This window comes from Shinella zoogloeoides (genome assembly GCF_030733845.1).
Lineage (GTDB): Bacteria > Pseudomonadota > Alphaproteobacteria > Rhizobiales > Rhizobiaceae > Shinella > Shinella zoogloeoides_C.
This window is the reverse complement of record NZ_CP132311.1, coordinates 3,229,496-3,248,576: the sequence shown is the minus strand read 5'-3', so window position 1 is coordinate 3,248,576 and position 19,081 is coordinate 3,229,496. Positions and strand designations below refer to the sequence as shown.

Sequence of the window (19,081 nt, the reverse complement as noted above, 5' to 3'; positions counted from 1 at the left end):
AAGTCAGCTTTTCGGGGCTGCCAGCGCGGCGTTGATCAGGGCCTTGGCATCCTCGCTGTCCCAGGCGGCGGGGCCGTTCATCGCGGAGATCAGGCAGCCCTTGTCGTCCATCAGCAGCGTCACCGGAAGGCCGAAGGCGAGGCCTTCCTTCTTCAGCGTGTTGAAGACGCCCATCGAGGCGTCTCGATAATAGGCGAGATCATGAACCTTCGTTTCGTCGAGGAAGGTTTTCGGCTTCTCGTCGTCACCGGTGTCGATGTTGATCGCCACCACCTCGAACCTGTCGCTGCCGAGGTCCTTTTCCAGCGCGTTGAGCGCCGGCATTTCCTCGCGGCAGGGCACGCACCAGGTTGCCCAGAGATTGACCAGCAGCGTCTTGCCGGCAAAATCGGCGATCGTCTTCTTCTTGCCGTCGGGGCCGTCGAAGACGAGGTCGGGCAGGGGACGGTGCTCGTCGACGGTCCGCATGGCGGCGACCTGCCCCTTGGAGAAGGGCGTGATGGCCTCCGCCCTGGCGGCGGCTGCGGCGCAGGCGGCGGGATCGGCGGAGGCGACCACGCCATTGCCAGACAGGCTTTCCTTCACGTATATCGCTGCACCACCGGCGAGAAGTCCGGCAAGCCCCGCGATGGCGATCAGCTTGGTTGCGGGCAGGCCGATTTTCTTCTTCACTGACATTTCATTCTCCAGGATACTTTCCAGGGCAGGCACCGATGAGCGACGGCACTTCCGAGACGAAATCCTCGAACCAGATGTGGGGCGGCCGCTTCGCCTCGGGCCCGGATGCGATCATGGAGGAGATAAATGCCTCCATCGGCTTCGACAAGAAGCTTTATGCCCAGGACATCCGCGGCTCAAAGGCGCATGCAGAGATGCTCGCCCACCAGGGCATCATTTCGGCGGACGATAAGGAAAAGATCGTTCACGGTCTCGACACGATCCTGTCAGAGATCGAAAGCGGCGCCTTTGAGTTCTCGCGCAAGCTGGAAGACATCCACATGAACGTCGAGGCGCGGCTGGCAACGCTGATCGGTCCCGCCGCCGGACGCCTGCACACGGCCCGCTCGCGCAACGACCAGGTGGCGCTCGACTTCCGCCTCTGGGTCAAGGAGGAACTGCAGAAGACCGAGAAGACGCTGACGGGCCTGATCGCCGCTTTCCTCGACCGTGCGGAAGAGCATGCCGAGACCGTCATGCCCGGCTTCACCCATCTCCAGACCGCCCAGCCCGTGACCTTCGGCCATCATTGCATGGCCTATGTGGAAATGTTCGGCCGCGACCGCCAGCGCGTGCGCCATGCCATCGAGCATCTCGACGAGAGCCCGATCGGCGCGGCCGCGCTCGCCGGCACCGGCTATGCCATCGACCGCCACATGACGGCGAAGGCGCTGGGCTTCCGCGAGCCGACGCGCAACTCCATCGATACGGTCTCGGACCGCGACTTCGCGCTTGAATTCCTGTCGATCGCCGCGATCGCGTCGGTCCATCTGTCGCGCCTTGCGGAAGAAATCGTCATCTGGTCGACGCCGCAGTTCGGCTTCATCCGCCTGTCCGATGCCTTCTCCACCGGCTCTTCCATCATGCCGCAGAAGAAAAACCCGGACGCGGCCGAGCTGGTGCGCGCCAAGACCGGCCGCATCAACGGCTCGCTGATCGCACTGCTCACCGTCATGAAGGGCCTGCCGCTCGCCTATTCCAAGGACATGCAGGAAGACAAGGAACAGGTCTTCGACGCCGCCGAGAGCCTGGAGCTCGCCATCGCCGCGATGACCGGCATGGTGCGTGACATGACGATCCGCACGGACCGCATGAAGGCGGCCGCCGGTTCGGGCTACTCCACCGCGACGGACCTTGCCGACTGGCTGGTGCGCGAGGCGGGCCTTCCCTTCCGCGATGCGCACCACGTCACCGGCCGCGCCGTGGCGCTCGCCGAAAGCAAGGGCTGCGACCTTGCGGACCTGTCGCTTAAGGATCTGCAGGCGATCCATGCCGCCATCACCGCCGATATCTTCAACGTGCTGACGGTCGAGGCCTCGGTCGCCAGCCGCAAGAGCTATGGCGGCACGGCGCCCTCGGAAGTCCGCAGGCAGATCGCCTGGTGGCGGCAGCGGAACTGATCAAGGCGCTTGCAGGACTCATCACCAGATTAAGGGTGCACAAGGCCGGGTGAATTCGCTAAGGATGGTGCCCACTCGACCACCGGCATTTCCAGGGAACGCTTCATGACACGCATCGACATCGGCAGGCTGGCTCTCGTGCTTTGCCTTTCCGCAGCGGTTCTGACTGCCTGCGGGCGCAAGGGCGATCTGGAACGGCCGGGCGTCCAGCCGGTCTACAAGACCATCAACGGCAAGAAGGTCGAGCAGGTCGACGACAAGCCCTTCCTCCTCGACCCGCTTCTCTAACGGACAGCACTCGTGAACCATTTCGAGCATCGTGACGGCATCCTCCATGCGGAGGATGTACCGGTTCCGGAGATCGCCAAGGCGGTCGGTACGCCCTTCTACTGCTATTCGACGGCCACGCTGGAACGGCACTACAAGGTGTTCTCCAAGGCGTTCGACGGCGTGGATGCGCTGGTCTGCTACGCCATGAAGGCGAATTCCAACCAGGCGGTGCTGAAGACGCTCGCCCGCCTCGGCGCCGGTATCGACGTGGTCTCGGAAGGCGAATTGCGCCGGGCGCTTGCCGCCGGCGTTCCCGCTTCGCGCATCATGTTCTCCGGCGTCGGCAAGACGCCGCGCGAGATGGACCTGGGGCTCGAAGCCGGCATCTACTGCTTCAATGTCGAATCCGAGCCGGAACTCGAAATCCTGAACGCCCGCGCCGTCAAGGCCGGCAAGATCGCGCATGTCTCGTTCCGCATCAATCCCGACGTCGATGCCCGCACCCATGCGAAAATCTCGACGGGCAAGAAGGAAAACAAGTTCGGCATCTCCTGGGAGCGCGCGCGCGCCGTCTATGCCCGCGCCGCGAGCCTGCCGGGCATAAAGGTGACCGGCATCGACATGCATATCGGCAGCCAGATCACCGAGCTGCAGCCCTTCGACGATGCCTTCCGGCTGCTGCGCGAACTCGTGGAGACGCTGCGGGCCGATGGCCATACGATCGATCACGTCGATGTCGGCGGCGGTCTCGGCATTCCCTACAAGATGGACAATGCGCCGCCCCCGCTGCCGGATGCCTATGCGGAGATCGTCAAGAACCAGCTCAAGGGGCTCGGCTGCAAGATCGTCACCGAACCCGGCCGTCTGATCGTCGGCAATGCCGGCATCCTCGTCACAGAGGTCATCTATGTGAAGGACGGTGGGGAGAAGACCTTCGTCATCGTCGACGCGGCGATGAACGATCTCATCCGCCCGACGCTCTACGAGGCCTGGCACGAGGTCCAGCCGGTCGTCATCTCCGCGGCGAACGCGCCGCGCATTCGCGCCGATGTCGTCGGCCCGGTCTGCGAGACGGGCGACTATCTGGCGCAGGACCGTGAAATGGCGCAACCCAAGCCCGGTGACCTGATCGCCGTCGGTTCGGCCGGTGCTTACGGCGCGGTGCAGGCCGGCACCTACAACAGCCGCCTGCTCATCCCGGAAGTGCTGGTGAACGGCTCGCAGTTCCACGTCATCCGGCCGCGACCTTCCTATGACGACCTGATCGGCCTCGACTCCCTGCCGGACTGGCTTGCCTGAGCCGCGAAGGGGCAAAGCCGTTCACGATTTTGCGCGTGCCCTCGTCTTCGCCACAAAGCATGTTATCTTTTGGCGGTGACGACCAGCGGCGGAGAATGGTGAACGATGGCGACTGAAAGGCAGCGCGAGACGAAGGCGACCGGCAATCCGCTGGCACGCCGGCTTGCGGGCAAACGCCTTGCCGCCCGGGCCATCCTTTATCTGGAAGCGCTCGCGCCGCGCCTGCTTCCGGTCCTCCTGCTGGTCGCCGGTTTCCTGGCGCTGACATGGTTCGGCTATTTCCGCCATGTGCCTTTCTGGCTGCATATCGCGACTCTCGCCGCCTTTGCGCTCGGTCTCGTCGGGCTCATCCTGCGCCTACGCGGCGTGGACTGGCCGTCCCTCGACAGGGCCGATCGCATGCTGGAAGCGCGCAATGCGCTGACGCATCAGGCGATCCGCGTGCAGGACGACAGGCCGGCAGGCGGCGATGCCTTTGGTGAGGCGCTGTGGCGTGAGCACCAGGCCCGCATGGCGCGCATGATCGGTTCGCTGCGCACGGGCGCGCCGGAGCCGGATATCGCCCGCCACGACCGCCATGCGCTGCGCGCCGTTCCGGTGCTGCTCCTCGCCATCGCCTTTGCCTTCTCCTATTCCAACCGCGCCGGCATGCTGGCCGACGTCGTTTCCTTGCGCACCCCCGCAGAGGCGGCGCCGGACGTGCGCATCGACGCCTGGGTCACGCCGCCGGCGCACACGTCGCGCGCGCCCGTCTTCCTCACCGGCAACGGGCAGGGACAGCCGGCCGAGGCGGCGAAGAGCGAGATCCGTATTCCGCAATTCAGCGAGCTCACCGTGCGCGTGACCGGCGGCAGCGGCGACGAGCAGGTGAACTACCAGGCGGCCGGCGAGGCCGCGGCGACCGTCATCCGCCCCGAGGAGGAAAAGCCGAAGGACGAGAAGGCGGGCGCGTCGAAGACGGAAGCGAAGGTGCCGGCCGCGGCCGTCGGTGACGCGAGGACGATGCGCTACAAGATCGTGAAGGACGGCACGCTGACGGTCGACGGCCGCAACTGGGCCCTCTCGGTCATTCCGGACCGCGTACCGGAAATCGCTTTCGACGGCATTCCGAAGAGGACGGTGGCCTCGGCGCTGGAGATCAGCTTCATCGCCAAGGATGACTACGGCCTCCAGGAGGCCCATGCGGAGATCGTGCCGGTCGATCAGCCGAAGGATGCGCGCCCGCTCTATCCGCTGCCCGAATACCGGCTGGACCTGCCGCGCCGTGCGGCGCGCGACGCCAAGGGCACGACGAGCCGCAACCTTTCCGAACACCCGCTTTCCGGCAAGCGCGTGAAGATCACGCTCGTCGCCACGGACGCGGCGGGGCAGGAGGGGCGCAGCCAGCCGGTCGAGATGATCCTGCCGGCCAAGGCCTTCTTCGAGCCGCTCGCCGCCGCCGTCGCCGACCAGCGGCAGGTCTTCGCGCTTGACGCCAATCAACTTCCCCATGCGATCGCGCTCAACGAGGCGCTGACCATCCGGCCGGAAGAGACGATCCCCAATCTCACGCATTTCCTGCTGCTCCAGTCGGCGAACGCGCGCATGAAACTTGCCCGCACCGACGACCAGATGCGCGAGACGGCGGATTATCTCTGGGAAATCGCGCTCGGCATCGAGGACGGCAACCTGTCGCTCGCCGACCGCCGCCTGCGCGAGGCGCAGAAGGCGCTTTCCGAGGCGCTGGAGCGCAATGCCTCCGACGAGGAGATCGCGCAGCTGATGAAGGAGCTGCGCGAGGCGATGCAGGCCTATATGGAAGAGCTTGCCCGGCAGGCCGCCAAGAACGGCCAGATGCAGCAGAACGCCCAGCAGCAGGGCCAGATCCTGCGCCAGCAGGATTTGCAGCGCATGATGGACCAGATCGAGAATCTGGCGCGGTCCGGTGCGCGTGACCAGGCGCAGCAGATGCTGTCGGAACTCCAGCGCATGATGAACAACCTGCAGGCCGGCCGCCCGCAGCAAGGGCAGCAGGGCCAGCAGAACGATGCCATGCGCCAGCAGATGGACAAGCTCGGCGAGCTGATGCAGAAGCAGCAGCAACTGATGGAGCAGACCTTCCAGTTCGACCAGGCCCTGCGCGATCGCCAGCAGCGCGGCGATCCGATGCCGGGCGAGGAAGGCGAAGAGGGCGGGGAGCAGCAGCCCGGCGACGATGGCGCGGGCCAGCAGCCGACCGACCAGATGACCGCCGAGCAGCTTCGCGACGCGTTGAAGAAGCTTCAGGAGCAGCAGGATGCGCTCGGCAAGCAGCTCGGCGAGCTGCAGGAAGCCCTGAAGGGCATGGGACTGGAGCCCGGCGAAGGCTTCGGCCAGGCCGGCCGCGAGATGAAGGGCGCCTCGGAAGCGCTCGGCGAAGGGCAGGGCGAATCGGCCGTCGGCAGCCAGGGCCGCGCGCTGGAAGCGCTGCGCCAGGGCGCGCAGAACATGATGAGCCAGATGCAGGCGATGGGCCAGGGCCAGGGGCCTGGCGAGGGCATGCCGCAGGCGGGCCGCAACGGTCGCGATCCGCTCGGCCGCGAGCGCAACGTCAACGGACAGGGCCCCGATTTCGGCGGGCCGACCAAAATCCCGGAAGAGATCGACATCCAGCGGGCGCGCGAAATCCTCGACGAGATCCGCCGCCGGCTCGGCACGGGCGCCGCGCCCGGCTTCGAGCGGGATTACCTGGAGCGGCTGCTCGGCATCCGTTAAAGCCGTTTCCTCAAAGTGCGCTGATCGGGATCAGGCAGCCAGCGCCTGCGCGACGGCGCGGCGGATGTCCGGCAGGCTGAAGGGCTTGCTGACGACATCGACGATTTTCGCCGAAAGGTCGTCGGCCCGCTCCCGCTGGTCGGCGTAGCCGGTCATCAGCAGGATTTTCAGCGCGGGATGGGCGGCGGACGCCTTGTGGGCAAGCTCGATGCCATCCATGACGGGCATGCGGATATCGGAAAGCAGGAGATCGAAGCCGCCGTCGGTCAGGGCGTCGAGCCCGGCGGCGCCGTCCGGCGCCTCGACGGTTTCATGGCCATCCAGCCGCAGGGCGCGCGCCACGAAGATGCGCAGCGAATCCTCGTCCTCGGTGATCAGAATCTTCGCCATCGGTTCCCCTTCTCGGTCGTCCGACAACGAAAAGACCAGACTTTCCTTGTCGATCGGTAAACGCCCGATGGGGAAATTGAGAGGGCCTTATTCGGCGTCGCCGGTGACGATGCCGACGAAGGGCAGTTCGCGGAAGGCATAGGCGACATCCATGCCGTAGCCGACGACGAAATGGTCGGGGCATTCGAAGCCGACATAATCGGCCTCCAGGTCCGTCTTGCGCTTCTCGCGCTTGTCGAGCAGCACGGCGATGGTGACGTTGCGCGCGCCGCGCTCGTACATCAGCTCCTTGGCGTAGCTGAGCGTGCGGCCGGATTCCAGGATGTCGTCGATCAGCAGGATGTCGCGGCCATGCACGTCGCTGTCGATGTCCTTGACGACCTTGACACCTTGCGAAACCGTGCCGGTGCCGTAGCTCGACAGCGTGATGAATTCGACTTCGGGCGCAAGGCCGGCAGCGTGCAGCGCGCGGGTGAGGTCGGCGGCGAAGATGAACGAGCCCTTGAGGACGGCGATGACGAGGAGATCCTTCGTCGGGCCGCTTGCGATGGCGGCGGCGAGTTCCGCATTGCGCTCGGCGATCTGGCCGGCGTCATAGAGCGTTTCGATCTTCTTTCCGCGGACAATCTGCATTGCGAGGCGGTTCCTTCGTGGTGGAAACAAAGGAGCCGATTAGCACAGTCAGTCGGCCGGCGCACCCTCGCCGACAAAGGAAACCGAGACTTTCGGCACTTTTCCGCCGCCATGCGGAATGTGCAGGGCGAAGTGCTCGCTGCCGCCGGGAGCGAGCATTGCCGTCTCGAGCGCGACATGCCGCTCCAGACCCTTGCCGCCATCCTCGACACGGATTGCCAGCGGCGGCACGATTTCCGTGCCGCTGCCGGCATTGTCCACGCGGCCGTAGACGGAGAGCACTTTCATGCCGTTCCGGTCGCTTATCGCCGTGGTGACGTCGGCGACGCGCAGGACGGCCGTCGAATCGGGCGTCGGAAGCGCCGCCTTCAGGGCCGACAGGCCGCCGGCGGTGGCGAAGACGAAGATGAAGGCCGCCATGACGAGGCCGGCGAAGGCGCGGCCGGGCAAAAGCTGCAAGCCTGCCTCGCAGAGCCGGGCGCCGGCGGCCGCGATGCGGAGGAGCAGGTGTTCCGAGAGGGGGCGGGTCTGCACCGGACGGACCGGGCGGTGATTGTCGTTGGAGGTCCGCGCCGTGCCGCCGCGAATCACCACGAAATCGGCATCGACCACTTCGGGACGGGCCGGAAACGGCCGGGCATGCCTGCGGGCGGGGGCTTTCGGCTCCGGGGGAAGCAGGTCGACGCGGCCTTTGGCTTGCTGTTTCGCTCGGAAGGCGTTCATCGCGAACTCCTCGCTTGCCGGCCTTCGCGCAAAATCATCGGCGAAAAGTCGGGCATTGAATGAAATCCTTACGAAACGTAAACCATACTGGTTAATGCTTCGGAAACCTGACCGTGAAAGAGCCGCTTTCCTATGCGACGTCGGCCGCGGTACCGCTGGGTGACCGCTTTCAGAGCATTTTCGCTTTTCCCCGAATCGCGAAAATGCTCTAGCTCTTTGTTTTCACGCAGTTCCGGACGCAAAACCGCTTCGCACTTTTGCTGGAATTGCTCTAGAGACCGGATTGGCCATTGATTCACTTCGAGAATGTCGGACTGCGCTACGGGATGGGGCCGGAGATTCTCCGCGACCTCACCTTCGATATTCCGCGCCGGTCCTTCCAGTTCCTGACGGGGCCGTCCGGCGCCGGCAAGACGACGCTCCTGCGCCTGCTCTTCCTGTCGCTCCAGCCGACGCGCGGTATCATCCGCTCCTTCGACCGGGAAATCTCGACCATCCCGCGCGACGAGCTGCCGATGCTGCGGCGGCGCATCGGCATCGTCTTCCAGGATTTCCGCCTGCTCGACCATCTGACGACTTACGAGAATGTCGCGCTGCCATTGCGCGTGCGCGGCAAGGAGGAATCGAGCTACCGCGCCGACGTTCTGGAGCTCTTGAAATGGGTCGGCCTCGGCGAGCGGATCAACGTGCTGCCGCCGGTGCTTTCGGGCGGGGAGAAGCAGCGCGCGGCGATCGCGCGTGCCCTCATCGACCGGCCGGAGCTTCTGCTCGCCGACGAGCCGACCGGCAATGTCGATCCGCCGATGGCGCGCCGGCTGCTCAGCCTGTTCCTCGAGCTCAACCGGCTCGGCACGGCTGTGGTGATCGCCACGCATGACCTGTCGCTGATGGATCAGGTGGAGGCGCGGCGCATGATCCTCTCGCAGGGGAGGCTCGACATCTATGACTGACGCGCCGCAGGAGACCGTACAGGACGCCCAGCCGACCCGCCGGCCGGAGATGCGCGTGCGCCCGACGGCGCCCATCGTGCCGCAGGCCAATGTGTCCGGCAACGCGCTGATGCTCGTCATCGCCATCATGGCCTTCCTCGCCTGCCTCACCTTCGGGGCGGTCAGCATGGTGCGAGCGACGGCGGCGAGCTGGCAGAGCCAGATTTCCCGCGAGATCACCATCCAGATCAAGCCGGACGACGAGCTCGACATGGAGAAGGCCCTCGTGGACGCGCGCGACCTCGCGCTCACCTTCACCGGCACGCGCGACGGCACGATCGTCGACAAGACGGCGACGGCGCGCCTTCTGGAGCCCTGGCTCGGCGAGGGGCTGAACCTCGACGAACTGCCGGTGCCGCGCCTCGTCATCGTCACCATCGACGAGCAGAGCCCCCCGGACTTCGTCGCCATGCGTGCGGCGCTTGCCGAGAAGATCCCGCAGGCTTTCCTCGACGATCACCGCACCTGGGTCGACCGTCTCGTCGCCATGGCGCGCACGACCGCCTTCATCGGCACGGGCGTGCTGGTTCTGGTCTTCTCCGCCATGGTGCTGACGGTGATCTTCGCCACGCGCGGCGCGCTTTCGGGTAACCGGCACATCGTGGAGGTGCTGCACTTCGTCGGGGCCGAGGCGGGCTTCGTCGCCTCCGAATTCCAAAAGCACTTCCTGATGATCAGCCTCAAGGGTTCGGTTGCCGGCGGGGTCCTGGCGGCGCTGTTCTTCCTCATTGCCGGCTTCTGGCAGGGGCGCTCGATTGCTACCCCCCAAAGCGACCAGGCGACCGCCCTCTTCGGCACGTTCTCCATGGGGCTCACCGGCTATCTCGGCATTGCCGCGACCATCGTCGTGATCGCGCTGCTGACGACGCTGACGGCGCGCTTCACGGTGATGCGGACGATCCACGAAATCGACCTCATCCGCTCCGACCCGTCCCGCACCGATCAGTTGCCCGACACATGAGGTGCCCGGGACGAATCCTCGCCGCGAAACGGACTATCCGTTGCCGCAATCGGGTTCTATGGACGGAACCATGAACGCGCTGGAACGGGAAAAACCGGATCTGTCCGAGGACATCCGGCCGGACGGGGACAGGCGGCGCCGGCGCATGCGGCCCGCCAGGCTCGTCGTGCGTCTGGTTCTGGCGATCATCCTGCTTGCCTTTATCGCGGGGATTGCGGGCTTCCTGCATTTTGCCGAGACCGTCGCGGCGCTGGAAGCGCCGCGCGATCCCAAGGCCGACGCTATCGTCGTGCTGACCGGCGGCTACCAGCGCATCGACCGCGCGATCGGCCTCCTGAAGAAGGGAGCCGGCGGGCGGCTGCTGATCTCCGGCGCGAACCCTTCCACCAGCGGCAACCAGCTCCGCAAGCTGACGCAAAGCTCCTCGGCGCTCTTCGAATGCTGCGTCGACATGGGCTATGAAGCCGTCGACACGATCGGCAATGCCAACGAGACGGCGCGCTGGATCAGCGACCACCAGTTCCGCCGGGTGCTGGTCGTCACCAACAATTATCATATGCCGCGCAGCCTGCTGGAGCTGCGGGTCAGCGATCGGCAGACGGAATTCATCGCCTATCCGGTCGTCAATTCGGACCTGAAGAACGGCAACTGGCTGCGCCAGCCGGGCGTGGTGAAGGCCATGCTGTCGGAATACCTGAAATACTGCCTCGCGCAGTTGCGCGCCCTTGCCGGCGCCCGTAGCTGGTCGGGGCTTCGCGGCGACATGACGGGCGGTTGAGATCGCTGTGACGGGAGTTTCCCCGCCCGGGAATATCGTGTAGGGCGAAAGGACGCGTCCCGCTTACAGGCTGCCCGATGATCGTTCTCCGCTCCGTGCTCTTCAATACCGTCTTCTACCTGAACCTCATCCTGCAGATGATCGTCCTGACGCCGGTCTATTTCCTGCTGCCGCGCAAGAAGGCCTATGCGATCCCGAAGAATTGGGCGCGCAGCTGCCACTGGCTGTTCGAGAAGATCGTCGGCACGACCTTCGAGATCGAGGGGCTGGAGAACATTCCGAAGGGCGGCTACATCTTCGCGCCGAAGCACCAGTCCTTCTGGGACGCCTACGCGCTGCTGCCCTGGCTCGACGATCCGCTTTACATCCTCAAGCGCGAGCTTACCTGGATCCCGCTCTTCGGCTGGTACATCAAGAAGCAGCGAATGGTGCCGGTCAATCGCAGCGCGCGCGGCAAGGTCATGGCCGCCGTCATGCAGCGTACGAAGGAGGAGATGGATACCGGCCGCCAGCTCATCATCTACCCGGAAGGCACCCGCCGCCCGCCGGGCGCACCGCCGGAATACAAGTACGGCATCGCCCGCCTCTATCGGGATCTCGCGGCCCCGGTCGTGCCTGTCGTCATGCATCCGGGCCTGTTCTGGCCGCGGCGCAAGTTCATCCGCTATCCGGGCCATTTCAAGGTGCGCATCCTGCCGCCGATCGAGCCCGGCATGGATCCGGATGCCTTTCTCGCCCACCTCGTCGAGGTGATGGAAACGGCAAGCGACCGTTTGCTGATCGAGACGGTCGAGGCCAATCCGCACCTTCCGTTGCCGCCGACGGCCCAGCAGCGAATGGCGGAACTGAGGGCACGCTCCGCCTGATCAGGCGTGCGCGCCGGCGTAAAGGTTCTCCGCCGCGCGGCCGACATCTTCCAGCCAGTGATCGCGGATGCCCATATCGCGCAGATGCGTGAGCGTGTTGCGCACGTAATCCATGTTGTGCCCGGACTTGCCGATGGCGGAGCTGATGGTGACCGCGGCCTCCTCCACCGAAAGTGAGCCGGCAAACTGATGGTGTGCCCGGTCGCAGATATAGGCGAGCGTCGTCACGCGGCGTCCGTTGCCGAGCGTCGCGGGGAGGGTACGCTCCTTGTAGACGTGGGTTACCAGCTCCCGTTCGCGCAGGTAATCGACCACCGCCTCGCGGCTTTCGAGCGCCACGCGGAAGGCGACGCCGCGGCAGGAGCCGCCGCGGTCGAGGCCCAGCACGAGGCCCGGCCTCTCCTCGGTGCCGCGGTGAACCCAGGAGCGCACGCAGAGCGCTCGGCGGAAGCCGAAGAGATGAGCCGCCTGCCGCTCCTCGAATTCGAAGCCGGGGTTCCACATCAGCGACCCGTAGCCAAAGACCCAGAATTCGTTCATATCCACCGTCACTTGGATCATCTCTCAAAAAGCCGCCGCAATTGCCGGCTTTGTCGCGCTAGGGCAGTACCGGCAAGAGAGCGAAGCGGTTTTGCCGGAACTGCCTAAAGGCAAATCATTGCTGCCACCATTGGAGAACACGATGGCATCGTCAAGCCGCGCCGACACATCAGGGGTTACGCGCAAGCTGGTCTGGCTCGCCATGGCCGTCGTCGTCTTCGCGGCGCTCTATACGGGTGGCTGGTTCTATGCCGCAAGCCGGCTGAAGGATCGCCTGACGGAGGCGCTTGCCGCCTCGCAGCAGGGCATGCACTCGGCCTCTTGCAGCGGTCTTTCCGTCCGCGGCTTCCCGTTCCGCATCGGTATCTTCTGCGATTCGGTCGGCATCGACGACCGGCCGACCGGCCTTTCGGCATCTTTTGGCGCGCTGCGGTCCGCCGCACAGGTCTATCGCCCTGGCCACGCGGTCATCGAACTCGACGGCCCCGCGCAGGTGCGCGTGACGCCGGACCTTGCCTTCGACGTGAACTGGGATCTGCTGCGCGCCAGCGCCGTTGCGTGGACGGACGGGCTCGACCGTGCCTCCGTCGCCTATGACGGGCTGAAGGGCAGGTTCAACGTGCCGTCGCAGGCCTTGTCAGTCGGCATTGCCGCCACCCATGGCGAAAAGCATCTCCGCCAGTCCGGCGAGGCGCTCGACGTCGCCGCCTCGCTCGATGCGTTGTCGCTCGACCTCGGCGACAAGGTGCTGCCGCCGCTCGATGTCAAAGTCGACCTGACGATCGCGGACGCTGCCAAGTGGATGTCCACCGAGGGTCCGCCGCCCACCGCACCGCTCGGCACGAGCGCGGAACTGCGCGGCCTGTCGCTCGATCTCGGCGACGGCAAGACGATAACGCTGTCCGGGCCCGTCAAGATCGGCGACGACGGCTATGTGTCCGGCGCGCTGGACCTGACGATCGAAGGCATCGAGGCCTGGCGCGATCGTGTTTCCGAGGTGTTCCCGGAGGCGGCTGAGACCGCGCAGCGCGTCGCCGGCGCCATCAAGGGCCTCTCGGGCGGGCAGGATCGCGCCGTGGTGAAACTCAACGTCCAGCAGGGAACGGTCTATCTCGGCCCCTTCCCGATCGCGGAAATCCCGCCGCTCTGATCAGCCCTGTTTCTCGTCCTTTACCGGCCGGCCGAAGTTCGGCGCGGCGGTATCCTGGCCGGCATCGATGATCGAGCGGCGAATGGCGCGGGTGCGGGTGAAGAGATCGAACAGCTTCTCGCCGTCGCCCCAGCGGATGGCGCGCTGCAGATAGGCGAGGTCCTCCGAGAAGCGCGCCAGCATTTCGAGGATCGCGTCCTTGTTGTGCAGGCAGACGTCGCGCCACATGGTCGGGTCGGAGGCGGCAAGACGGGTGAAGTCGCGGAAACCCGAGGCCGAATATTTGATGACTTCCGATTCCGTCACCGTCTCCAGGTCGTCGGCCGTGCCGACGATGTTGTAGGCGATGATGTGCGGCAGGTGGGAGACGATGGCAAGCACCTTGTCGTGGTGCTCCGTGTCCATCTCGTCGACCTTCGAGCCGAGCGCTTCCCAGAAGGCGGCGAGCCTGCGCTTGGCGTCCTTGTCGGTGCCGTGCACGGGCGTCAGGATGCACCAGCGGCCCTGGAAGAGTTCCGCAAAGCCGGCATCGGGGCCGGAATGCTCGGTGCCCGCCAGCGGATGGCCGGGGATGAAATGCACGTTCTTCGGCATGTGCGGCAGCATCTGCGCGACGACGGATGCCTTGGTGGAGCCGACATCGGTGACGATGGCGCCGGGTTTGAGATGGGGGGCGATGTCCTCGGCCACCTTGCCGGAAGCGCCGACGGGGACCGAGACGATGACGAGGTCCGCCCCTTCCACCGCCGCGCCGGCATCGTGGACATAATCGGTGCCGAGATCGAGTTCGCGGGCGCGGTCGAGCGTTTCCTGGCTGCGGCTCGAAATGGTGACGGTCTTGGCGAGGCCCTTGGCTTTCACCGCGCGGGCGATGGAGGAGCCGATCAGGCCGATGCCGATCAACGTGATCTTGTCGAAATGTCCATCCGTCATGTCCGTCGCCTCTTTGCTGCCGTTTCGCTCTAGCGACCGTCCCGGCATTTGTCGAGGGGATCAGCGCGGTGCGCGCTCGCGCGTCGTCGGCACGCCCTGGGGCGCCAGCACCGGGACGAAGACGCGGCGCGAGGCGCGGGCGGCGACGGGCAGGCCCTGGTAGAGCCGTTTCTGCGCCTCCACGATGATGACGCCGGAGAACATCGGCCAGAGCATGCGCCCCAGCCGCTCGAAGGCGCCGCGCAGTTTCAGCACGCTGCGCAACTTGGAGGGCGGAAAGAACAGGGCCTCGGCGCTGGCGCCGGGCGTGAAGTTCGTCTCGCGCAGCAGCGCGGTGAGCTGGCCGCGGGAATAGGGCCGGCCGGAGCCGAACGGCGTGTGCTCCATGCGGGCCCAGACGCCGCGCCGGTTCGGCACGACGATGACGAGGCGCCCGCCCGGCGCGAGCACGCGCCACAGCTCCTTCATGGTCTCGCGCGGGTTTTCCGCAAATTCCAGCGAATGGACCATCAGAACCCGGTCGACCGAGGCGTCGGGCAGCGGCAGTTCCTCGTCGAAGACCAGCGCCGTCGAGGACAGCTCGTTCGGCGGCCAGTTCACCGCGCCCTGGCCGGCCGGCATGAAGGCGAAGGTGCGCTCGGTGTCCGCGCGGAAACGGTCGAGATAGGGCACGGCATAGCCGAGGCCTACCAGGCGCTCGTCCGGCAGGCGCGCCCAGAGCGAGGCGAGCGCCATGGCGATGGATTGATCGGCAAGGCGGCCAAGCTGCGAATGGTAGAATTCCCGGAGGTCGACGATATCGGCATGCATGGCGTGAATGTTAGCGATGGTCCGGTGGACTTCAAGGGCGATTGCCTTACATTCCGCCTCGATCACCCGACCGCCATGATGAGGATGCGCCATGACCGCCCTGGAAATCGAGCTTTTTGCCTGCCGCAGCGACAATTTCGGGGTGTTGCTGCACGATCCCGCAACGGGCGCCACCGCGAGCATCGACGCGCCGGAGGAAAAGCCGATCCTCGATGCGCTCGCCCGTCGGGGCTGGACCTTGAGCCACATCTTCACGACGCACCACCACAATGACCATGTCGAGGCAAACCCGGCGCTGAAGGCGCGTTTCGGCGCGACGATCATCGGGCCCGCGCGCGAGGCCATTCCCGGCATCGACCGCAAGGTGGACGGGGGGGAGAGTTTCGATTTTGCCGGCCGGCCGGTCGATGTGATCTCGACCCCGGGCCATACGCTCGGCCATATCTCCTTCCACCTGCCGCAAGACAAGCTGCTCTTTGCCGCCGACACGCTCTTTGCGCTTGGCTGCGGCCGCCTTTTCGAGGGCACGCCGGCGCAGATGTGGGGATCGCTGCAGAAGCTTGCCGCCCTGCCGGACGAGACGGTCGTCTATTTCGGCCACGAATATACGCTCTCGAACGCGCGTTTCGCCAAGACCGTCGACCCCGACAACGCCGCCCTTTCGAACCGCGTCGCGGAGATCGAGGCCCTGCGCGCCAAAGGCGAGTTCACGGCGCCGACGACCATCGGGCTCGAAAAGGCGACGAACCCTTTTTTGCGTGCGGGCGATCCGGCCATTCGCCGCCATCTCGGCATGGAGCGCGCGAGCGACGCCGAGGTCTTTGCCGAGATCCGGGCGCGAAAAGACCGGTTCTGAGCGTCAGGCCGCGAGGGCTGTCCGCTTGCGGAAGATCATGTCCTTGGCGGCCAGTACCGCGCCGCCCGTCACCAGGAGGCAGGCAAGGGCGATCGCCCAGGACGGTTCGGCAAAGCCGGAGAGGATGAGCACGAGGGTGGAGAGCAGCGGCGCGGCATAGCTCGCGGCGCCGAGAATCTGGATATCGCCGTTCTTCACGCCGAAATCCCAGACATAGAAGGCCGCGCCAACCGGCAGCAGGCCGAGGCCGGCAACGGCGAACCATTCGAGGCTCGTCTGCGGCCAGACCGTGGTTTCCAGCATCAGGTGGCAGAAGAACGAGAGAATGGCGGTGGCAAGGCAGAAGCCCGTCACCACGTCGGTCGAGACGGCCTCGAAACTGCGGGTCGCCAGCGAATAGCCGGCCCAGGTGAAGGCACAGAGGAAGGCCGCGCCATAGCCGATGAGGTAGGCGCTGTCGAAGGTGAGGCCGTTGCGCCCGACGATGAGCGCGGTGCCGCCGAGGCCGAGCAGCGTGCCGACCACATGGTTCCACCGCAGCGTCTCGCCCGGCAGCAGCGCCGATCCGGTGACGATGAGGAGCGGCCAGAGATAGGCGATCAGGCTCGCCTCGACCGCCGGCGCGTTGCGCAGCGCCGTGAAGTAGAGGAAGTGGTAGCCGAAGAGCCCGAGGATGCCGGTGATCCAGACTTTCGCCGGTTGCCTCAGAAGGCGCATGCGCTGCGGCCGGGCGGCGAGCACGACAATGCCGGGCAGGCTGCCGATCAGGAAGCAGATGGCGGAAAGCTGGAAGGGCGGCATCTTGCCGGAGGCGGCGGTGAAAAGCGCCAGCAGCGCCCACATGAGGATCGCCGTAAAGCCGATCAGGGTTGCACGCGTCTTCAAGGCCATCGCTCCGGTCTGCCGACCGGGGCCGGATCAGCCGCCGAAGCGCGTGGCCGAGACGGTGACAGGGCCGAGCTTGGTCGGAATCTGCACATAGACCGGAGCATATACATTTGCTCCTTCCGCCTTGGCAAACCAGATTTCCATCGTCTTCAGCCTGCGCAGGTATTCCACGTCGTCGCGGCCTTTGCGGTAGCCGGATTTCGGGATGAAGCGGATGCCGCAGACGATGGCCTCGCCCTCGAAGCCCTTGGTGGAATAGGACTTGGTGCCCTTGGAGGTCAGTCTGAGGTCGAGGCGCGATTCCCCGTCGAAGATCGGCAGCGTCTTCGGGCAGACGCGGTTGCCGGCGGGGATGATGAGGCCCGAGATCGGATCGAGCACCGCGCGCATGTCGGCCCTGGAAACGGGCACCCAGTTGTCCGGCTTCTTGCGCGCCGGCACCATGCTGGCATGCACGACATTGCCGTTGCGGAAGGTGACGTCGATGGCGCGCCCGCGCTTGCCGCTCTGGTAGGTCACCGAATAGGAGGTGGCGCGCAGTTTGTCACGGCTGACGGTGCCGGAAACGGAAGTCGTGCCCTTCGTGCGGGCGAAGATGTCCGCAAGGCCGGCGGAATGCAGGCTGCCGGAAATGGAGAAACGGTTGCCGCTGAACTGCGACTGGAAGCTGGCGGTCGCGACCGGCAGGCCGGAAAGGCGGATGGCATATTCGGTGCGATGCTGGATCTCGGCGGAAGAAAGCGGCGTCGCGCTCCCCGCAAGGGCGAGCGACATGGCCGCGCCAGCAATAAAACCTCGCCCGTTCATCCGCACGACTCCCATAGAGACGCTCCGCCTAGCCTGATATTACGGCAATTCTACGCCGTGGAAAATTCCAGATCGTGCTGCTATTGCCTGCAATTCGCGGCGTTTGGCAACTGATTTCCAGCGCGGGCACAGGTTTGGCTTGACGCCGTCGCGCAGTGTGACTATAGAACCGCAACTTTCCAAAAAGGCCAGACGGACTGCGGCCGGTTTCGGTGCCGGAAACGTATTGTCCTGAACAAGAAAAAATAGGTGTACCATGTCCCGTAGTTGCGAATTGACCGGCAAGGGCGTCCAGTCGGGCAACAATGTGAGCCACGCAAACAACAAGACGAAGCGCAAGTTCCTGCCGAACCTGTGCAATGTCACGCTGATTTCCGACGCCCTCGGCCAGCGTTACCGTCTTCGCGTTTCCGCCGCTGCCCTGCGCACGGTCGAGCACCGCGGTGGTCTCGACGCCTTCCTCCTGAAGGCCGAAGAGAACGAACTGTCGATGCGCGCCCGCCTGCTGCGCCGCCAGATCGCCAAGAAGACTGCTGCTGCCTGATTTCAGGCGCTAAGCCAGATCGCTTTCATTGAGGCTTGACCGGTTCCGGGCAGGCCTCAATGCTGTGAGCACATTATTATCACTCCAACTGGTGGCATCACCCAGGATAAAAAAATGCTAGCGAACCGCATTACCCTTATCTATGTCCTCCTGATGACGGCCGTGGTCGTCGCCTCCAACGTGCTGGTGCAGTATCCGCTTTCGGGCGAATTGTTCGGCATCGCGCTCGGCGATCTCCTGACCTACGGTGCCTTCACCTATCCGGTCGCCTTCCTCATCACCGACCTCACCAACCGGCAGTTCGGCCCGAGCGTGGCGCGCCGCGTCGTGGCGGCCGGTTTCCTCGTGGCGGTGATCATTTCCTTCGCGCTTTCCACGCCGCGCATTGCGATCGCCTCCGGCTCGGCCTTCCTTGCCGGCCAGTTGCTCGACATTTCCGTCTTCAACAGGCTGCGCCGGCAGACCTGGTGGCGCGCGCCGCTGATCGCCTCGCTGATCGGCTCGGTGCTCGACACGCTGATCTTCTTCTCCTTCGCCTTCGCGCCCTTCTTCTCGATCTTCGGGCCGAACGACGCCTTCGCGATCGAATGGGCGCCGGTGCTGGGTGTCTTTACCGCGGAAGCCCCGCGCTGGCTCTCCTGGGCGCTCGGCGATTTCTCCGTGAAGGTGCTGGTCGGCCTAGTCATGTTGCTACCCTACGGCGCGCTGATGAGCCGGCTGAAGCCGATGCCGGGCATCGAGAAGATCGCCTGAGAACGCAAGGAACGCTCTGGTAGTTGAAGCCGTCCGCTCGA

20 protein-coding genes and 1 pseudogene are annotated in these 19,081 nt (G+C 65.4%); 12 read left to right on the top strand and 9 right to left on the bottom strand.

The window, feature by feature from the left end; translation table 11 throughout:
- Nucleotides 1–3: 3 nt before the first annotated feature.
- Nucleotides 4–678, bottom strand: coding sequence for a thiol:disulfide interchange protein TlpA (tlpA, locus tag Q9316_RS16905; protein ID WP_306032726.1), 675 nt, complete (start codon nucleotides 676–678; stop codon nucleotides 4–6).
- A 35-nt stretch (nucleotides 679–713) separates the two neighbouring features.
- On the opposite strand from tlpA, the gene argH reads away from it, so the two are divergent.
- From argH to Q9316_RS16885, 4 genes are all read left to right on the top strand, one after another.
- The gene (argH, locus tag Q9316_RS16900; protein WP_306032725.1) at nucleotides 714–2,117 is read left to right on the top strand and encodes an argininosuccinate lyase; all 1,404 of its coding nucleotides are present in this window, start codon (nucleotides 714–716) and stop codon (nucleotides 2,115–2,117) included.
- Nucleotides 2,118–2,222: 105 nt separating this feature from the next.
- Nucleotides 2,223–2,405 (top strand): LPS translocon maturation chaperone LptM, encoded by a 183-nt coding sequence (gene lptM / locus Q9316_RS16895; protein ID WP_306032724.1) that lies wholly within the window; start codon nucleotides 2,223–2,225, stop codon nucleotides 2,403–2,405.
- 12 nt (nucleotides 2,406–2,417) lie between these two features.
- The gene (lysA, locus tag Q9316_RS16890; RefSeq protein WP_306032723.1) at nucleotides 2,418–3,686 is read left to right on the top strand and encodes a diaminopimelate decarboxylase; all 1,269 of its coding nucleotides are present in this window, start codon (nucleotides 2,418–2,420) and stop codon (nucleotides 3,684–3,686) included.
- Nucleotides 3,687–3,791: 105 nt separating this feature from the next.
- Nucleotides 3,792–6,419, top strand: a complete 2,628-nt coding sequence (locus tag Q9316_RS16885; protein ID WP_306032722.1) for a TIGR02302 family protein — start codon at nucleotides 3,792–3,794, stop codon at nucleotides 6,417–6,419.
- Nucleotides 6,420–6,449: 30 nt separating this feature from the next.
- Here the strand turns inward: Q9316_RS16885 and Q9316_RS16880 are convergent, their stop codons facing one another.
- From Q9316_RS16880 to Q9316_RS16870, 3 genes are all read right to left on the bottom strand, one after another.
- Nucleotides 6,450–6,809 (bottom strand): response regulator, encoded by a 360-nt coding sequence (locus Q9316_RS16880; RefSeq protein WP_306032721.1) that lies wholly within the window; start codon nucleotides 6,807–6,809, stop codon nucleotides 6,450–6,452.
- An 87-nt stretch (nucleotides 6,810–6,896) separates the two neighbouring features.
- Nucleotides 6,897–7,442, bottom strand: a complete 546-nt coding sequence (gene hpt / locus Q9316_RS16875) for a hypoxanthine phosphoribosyltransferase (protein ID WP_306032720.1) — start codon at nucleotides 7,440–7,442, stop codon at nucleotides 6,897–6,899.
- A 48-nt stretch (nucleotides 7,443–7,490) separates the two neighbouring features.
- The gene (locus Q9316_RS16870) at nucleotides 7,491–8,165 is read right to left on the bottom strand and encodes a hypothetical protein (protein WP_306032719.1); all 675 of its coding nucleotides are present in this window, start codon (nucleotides 8,163–8,165) and stop codon (nucleotides 7,491–7,493) included.
- 290 nt (nucleotides 8,166–8,455) lie between these two features.
- Between Q9316_RS16870 and ftsE the strand changes: the two genes are divergently transcribed.
- The 4 genes from ftsE (at nucleotide 8,456) to Q9316_RS16850 (ending at nucleotide 11,759) form a co-directional block, all read left to right on the top strand.
- Nucleotides 8,456–9,115, top strand: a complete 660-nt coding sequence (gene ftsE, locus Q9316_RS16865) for a cell division ATP-binding protein FtsE (RefSeq protein WP_306032718.1) — start codon at nucleotides 8,456–8,458, stop codon at nucleotides 9,113–9,115.
- Nucleotides 9,108–10,115: a cell division protein FtsX gene (locus tag Q9316_RS16860; RefSeq protein ID WP_306032717.1), complete on the top strand. Its 1,008-nt coding sequence runs from the start codon at nucleotides 9,108–9,110 to the stop codon at nucleotides 10,113–10,115. Before ftsE ends, Q9316_RS16860 begins: the two co-directional genes overlap by 8 nt.
- Before the next feature lie 145 nt (nucleotides 10,116–10,260).
- On the top strand, nucleotides 10,261–10,893 hold the full coding sequence (locus Q9316_RS16855) for a YdcF family protein (RefSeq protein ID WP_306035342.1): 633 nt from the start codon (nucleotides 10,261–10,263) through the stop codon (nucleotides 10,891–10,893).
- A 77-nt stretch (nucleotides 10,894–10,970) separates the two neighbouring features.
- On the top strand, nucleotides 10,971–11,759 hold the full coding sequence (locus Q9316_RS16850; RefSeq protein ID WP_306032716.1) for a lysophospholipid acyltransferase family protein: 789 nt from the start codon (nucleotides 10,971–10,973) through the stop codon (nucleotides 11,757–11,759).
- Here the strand turns inward: Q9316_RS16850 and Q9316_RS16845 are convergent, their stop codons facing one another.
- On the bottom strand, nucleotides 11,760–12,311 hold the full coding sequence (locus Q9316_RS16845; RefSeq protein WP_306032715.1) for a gamma-glutamylcyclotransferase: 552 nt from the start codon (nucleotides 12,309–12,311) through the stop codon (nucleotides 11,760–11,762).
- A 130-nt stretch (nucleotides 12,312–12,441) separates the two neighbouring features.
- On the opposite strand from Q9316_RS16845, the gene Q9316_RS16840 reads away from it, so the two are divergent.
- A complete protein-coding gene (locus Q9316_RS16840) occupies nucleotides 12,442–13,449 on the top strand; it encodes a DUF2125 domain-containing protein (protein WP_306032714.1) in 1,008 nt (335 codons plus the stop codon).
- On the opposite strand, the gene Q9316_RS16835 is transcribed toward Q9316_RS16840, so the two are convergent.
- The gene (locus Q9316_RS16835; RefSeq protein ID WP_306032713.1) at nucleotides 13,450–14,382 is read right to left on the bottom strand and encodes a prephenate/arogenate dehydrogenase family protein; all 933 of its coding nucleotides are present in this window, start codon (nucleotides 14,380–14,382) and stop codon (nucleotides 13,450–13,452) included.
- A 60-nt stretch (nucleotides 14,383–14,442) separates the two neighbouring features.
- Nucleotides 14,443–15,227: pseudogene (locus tag Q9316_RS16830) on the bottom strand (class I SAM-dependent methyltransferase).
- Nucleotides 15,228–15,283: 56 nt separating this feature from the next.
- Here Q9316_RS16830 and gloB point away from each other — a divergent pair.
- Nucleotides 15,284–16,048, top strand: coding sequence for a hydroxyacylglutathione hydrolase (gene gloB / locus Q9316_RS16825; RefSeq protein WP_306032712.1), 765 nt, complete (start codon nucleotides 15,284–15,286; stop codon nucleotides 16,046–16,048).
- A 3-nt stretch (nucleotides 16,049–16,051) separates the two neighbouring features.
- Here gloB and yddG read toward each other — a convergent pair whose 3' ends face one another.
- Both yddG and Q9316_RS16815 read right to left on the bottom strand, forming a co-directional pair.
- On the bottom strand, nucleotides 16,052–16,933 hold the full coding sequence (yddG, locus tag Q9316_RS16820) for an aromatic amino acid exporter YddG (protein ID WP_306032711.1): 882 nt from the start codon (nucleotides 16,931–16,933) through the stop codon (nucleotides 16,052–16,054).
- Nucleotides 16,934–16,966: 33 nt separating this feature from the next.
- Nucleotides 16,967–17,743: a DUF3108 domain-containing protein gene (locus Q9316_RS16815; RefSeq protein ID WP_371877930.1), complete on the bottom strand. Its 777-nt coding sequence runs from the start codon at nucleotides 17,741–17,743 to the stop codon at nucleotides 16,967–16,969.
- Nucleotides 17,744–17,999: 256 nt separating this feature from the next.
- Between Q9316_RS16815 and rpmB the strand changes: the two genes are divergently transcribed.
- Both rpmB and Q9316_RS16805 read left to right on the top strand, forming a co-directional pair.
- Nucleotides 18,000–18,287: a 50S ribosomal protein L28 gene (gene rpmB, locus Q9316_RS16810; protein WP_306032709.1), complete on the top strand. Its 288-nt coding sequence runs from the start codon at nucleotides 18,000–18,002 to the stop codon at nucleotides 18,285–18,287.
- Between the two features lie 114 nt (nucleotides 18,288–18,401).
- Nucleotides 18,402–19,040 carry a VUT family protein gene (locus Q9316_RS16805; protein ID WP_306032708.1) on the top strand — a complete coding sequence of 213 codons (639 nt, stop codon included), beginning with the start codon at nucleotides 18,402–18,404 and terminating at the stop codon, nucleotides 19,038–19,040.
- Nucleotides 19,041–19,081 lie beyond the last annotated feature (41 nt).

What these genes read in the sequence shown, in the direction of transcription:
- tlpA (WP_306032726.1), bottom strand. Translation starts at nt 678, where the DNA reads ATGTCAGTGAAGAAGAAAATCGGCCTGCCCGCAACCAAGCTGATCGCC.
- rpmB (WP_306032709.1), top strand. Translation starts at nt 18,000, where the DNA reads ATGTCCCGTAGTTGCGAATTGACCGGCAAGGGCGTCCAGTCGGGCAAC.
- Q9316_RS16805 (WP_306032708.1), top strand. Translation starts at nt 18,402, where the DNA reads ATGCTAGCGAACCGCATTACCCTTATCTATGTCCTCCTGATGACGGCC.
- Q9316_RS16835 (WP_306032713.1), bottom strand. Translation starts at nt 14,382, where the DNA reads ATGACGGATGGACATTTCGACAAGATCACGTTGATCGGCATCGGCCTG.
- lptM (WP_306032724.1), top strand. Translation starts at nt 2,223, where the DNA reads ATGACACGCATCGACATCGGCAGGCTGGCTCTCGTGCTTTGCCTTTCC.
- Q9316_RS16870 (WP_306032719.1), bottom strand. Translation starts at nt 8,165, where the DNA reads ATGAACGCCTTCCGAGCGAAACAGCAAGCCAAAGGCCGCGTCGACCTG.
- Q9316_RS16850 (WP_306032716.1), top strand. Translation starts at nt 10,971, where the DNA reads ATGATCGTTCTCCGCTCCGTGCTCTTCAATACCGTCTTCTACCTGAAC.
- Q9316_RS16880 (WP_306032721.1), bottom strand. Translation starts at nt 6,809, where the DNA reads ATGGCGAAGATTCTGATCACCGAGGACGAGGATTCGCTGCGCATCTTC.
- Q9316_RS16860 (WP_306032717.1), top strand. Translation starts at nt 9,108, where the DNA reads ATGACTGACGCGCCGCAGGAGACCGTACAGGACGCCCAGCCGACCCGC.
- argH (WP_306032725.1), top strand. Translation starts at nt 714, where the DNA reads ATGAGCGACGGCACTTCCGAGACGAAATCCTCGAACCAGATGTGGGGC.
- Q9316_RS16815 (WP_371877930.1), bottom strand. Translation starts at nt 17,743, where the DNA reads ATGAACGGGCGAGGTTTTATTGCTGGCGCGGCCATGTCGCTCGCCCTT.
- hpt (WP_306032720.1), bottom strand. Translation starts at nt 7,442, where the DNA reads ATGCAGATTGTCCGCGGAAAGAAGATCGAAACGCTCTATGACGCCGGC.
- Q9316_RS16840 (WP_306032714.1), top strand. Translation starts at nt 12,442, where the DNA reads ATGGCATCGTCAAGCCGCGCCGACACATCAGGGGTTACGCGCAAGCTG.
- Q9316_RS16885 (WP_306032722.1), top strand. Translation starts at nt 3,792, where the DNA reads ATGGCGACTGAAAGGCAGCGCGAGACGAAGGCGACCGGCAATCCGCTG.
- Q9316_RS16855 (WP_306035342.1), top strand. Translation starts at nt 10,261, where the DNA reads ATGCGGCCCGCCAGGCTCGTCGTGCGTCTGGTTCTGGCGATCATCCTG.
- gloB (WP_306032712.1), top strand. Translation starts at nt 15,284, where the DNA reads ATGACCGCCCTGGAAATCGAGCTTTTTGCCTGCCGCAGCGACAATTTC.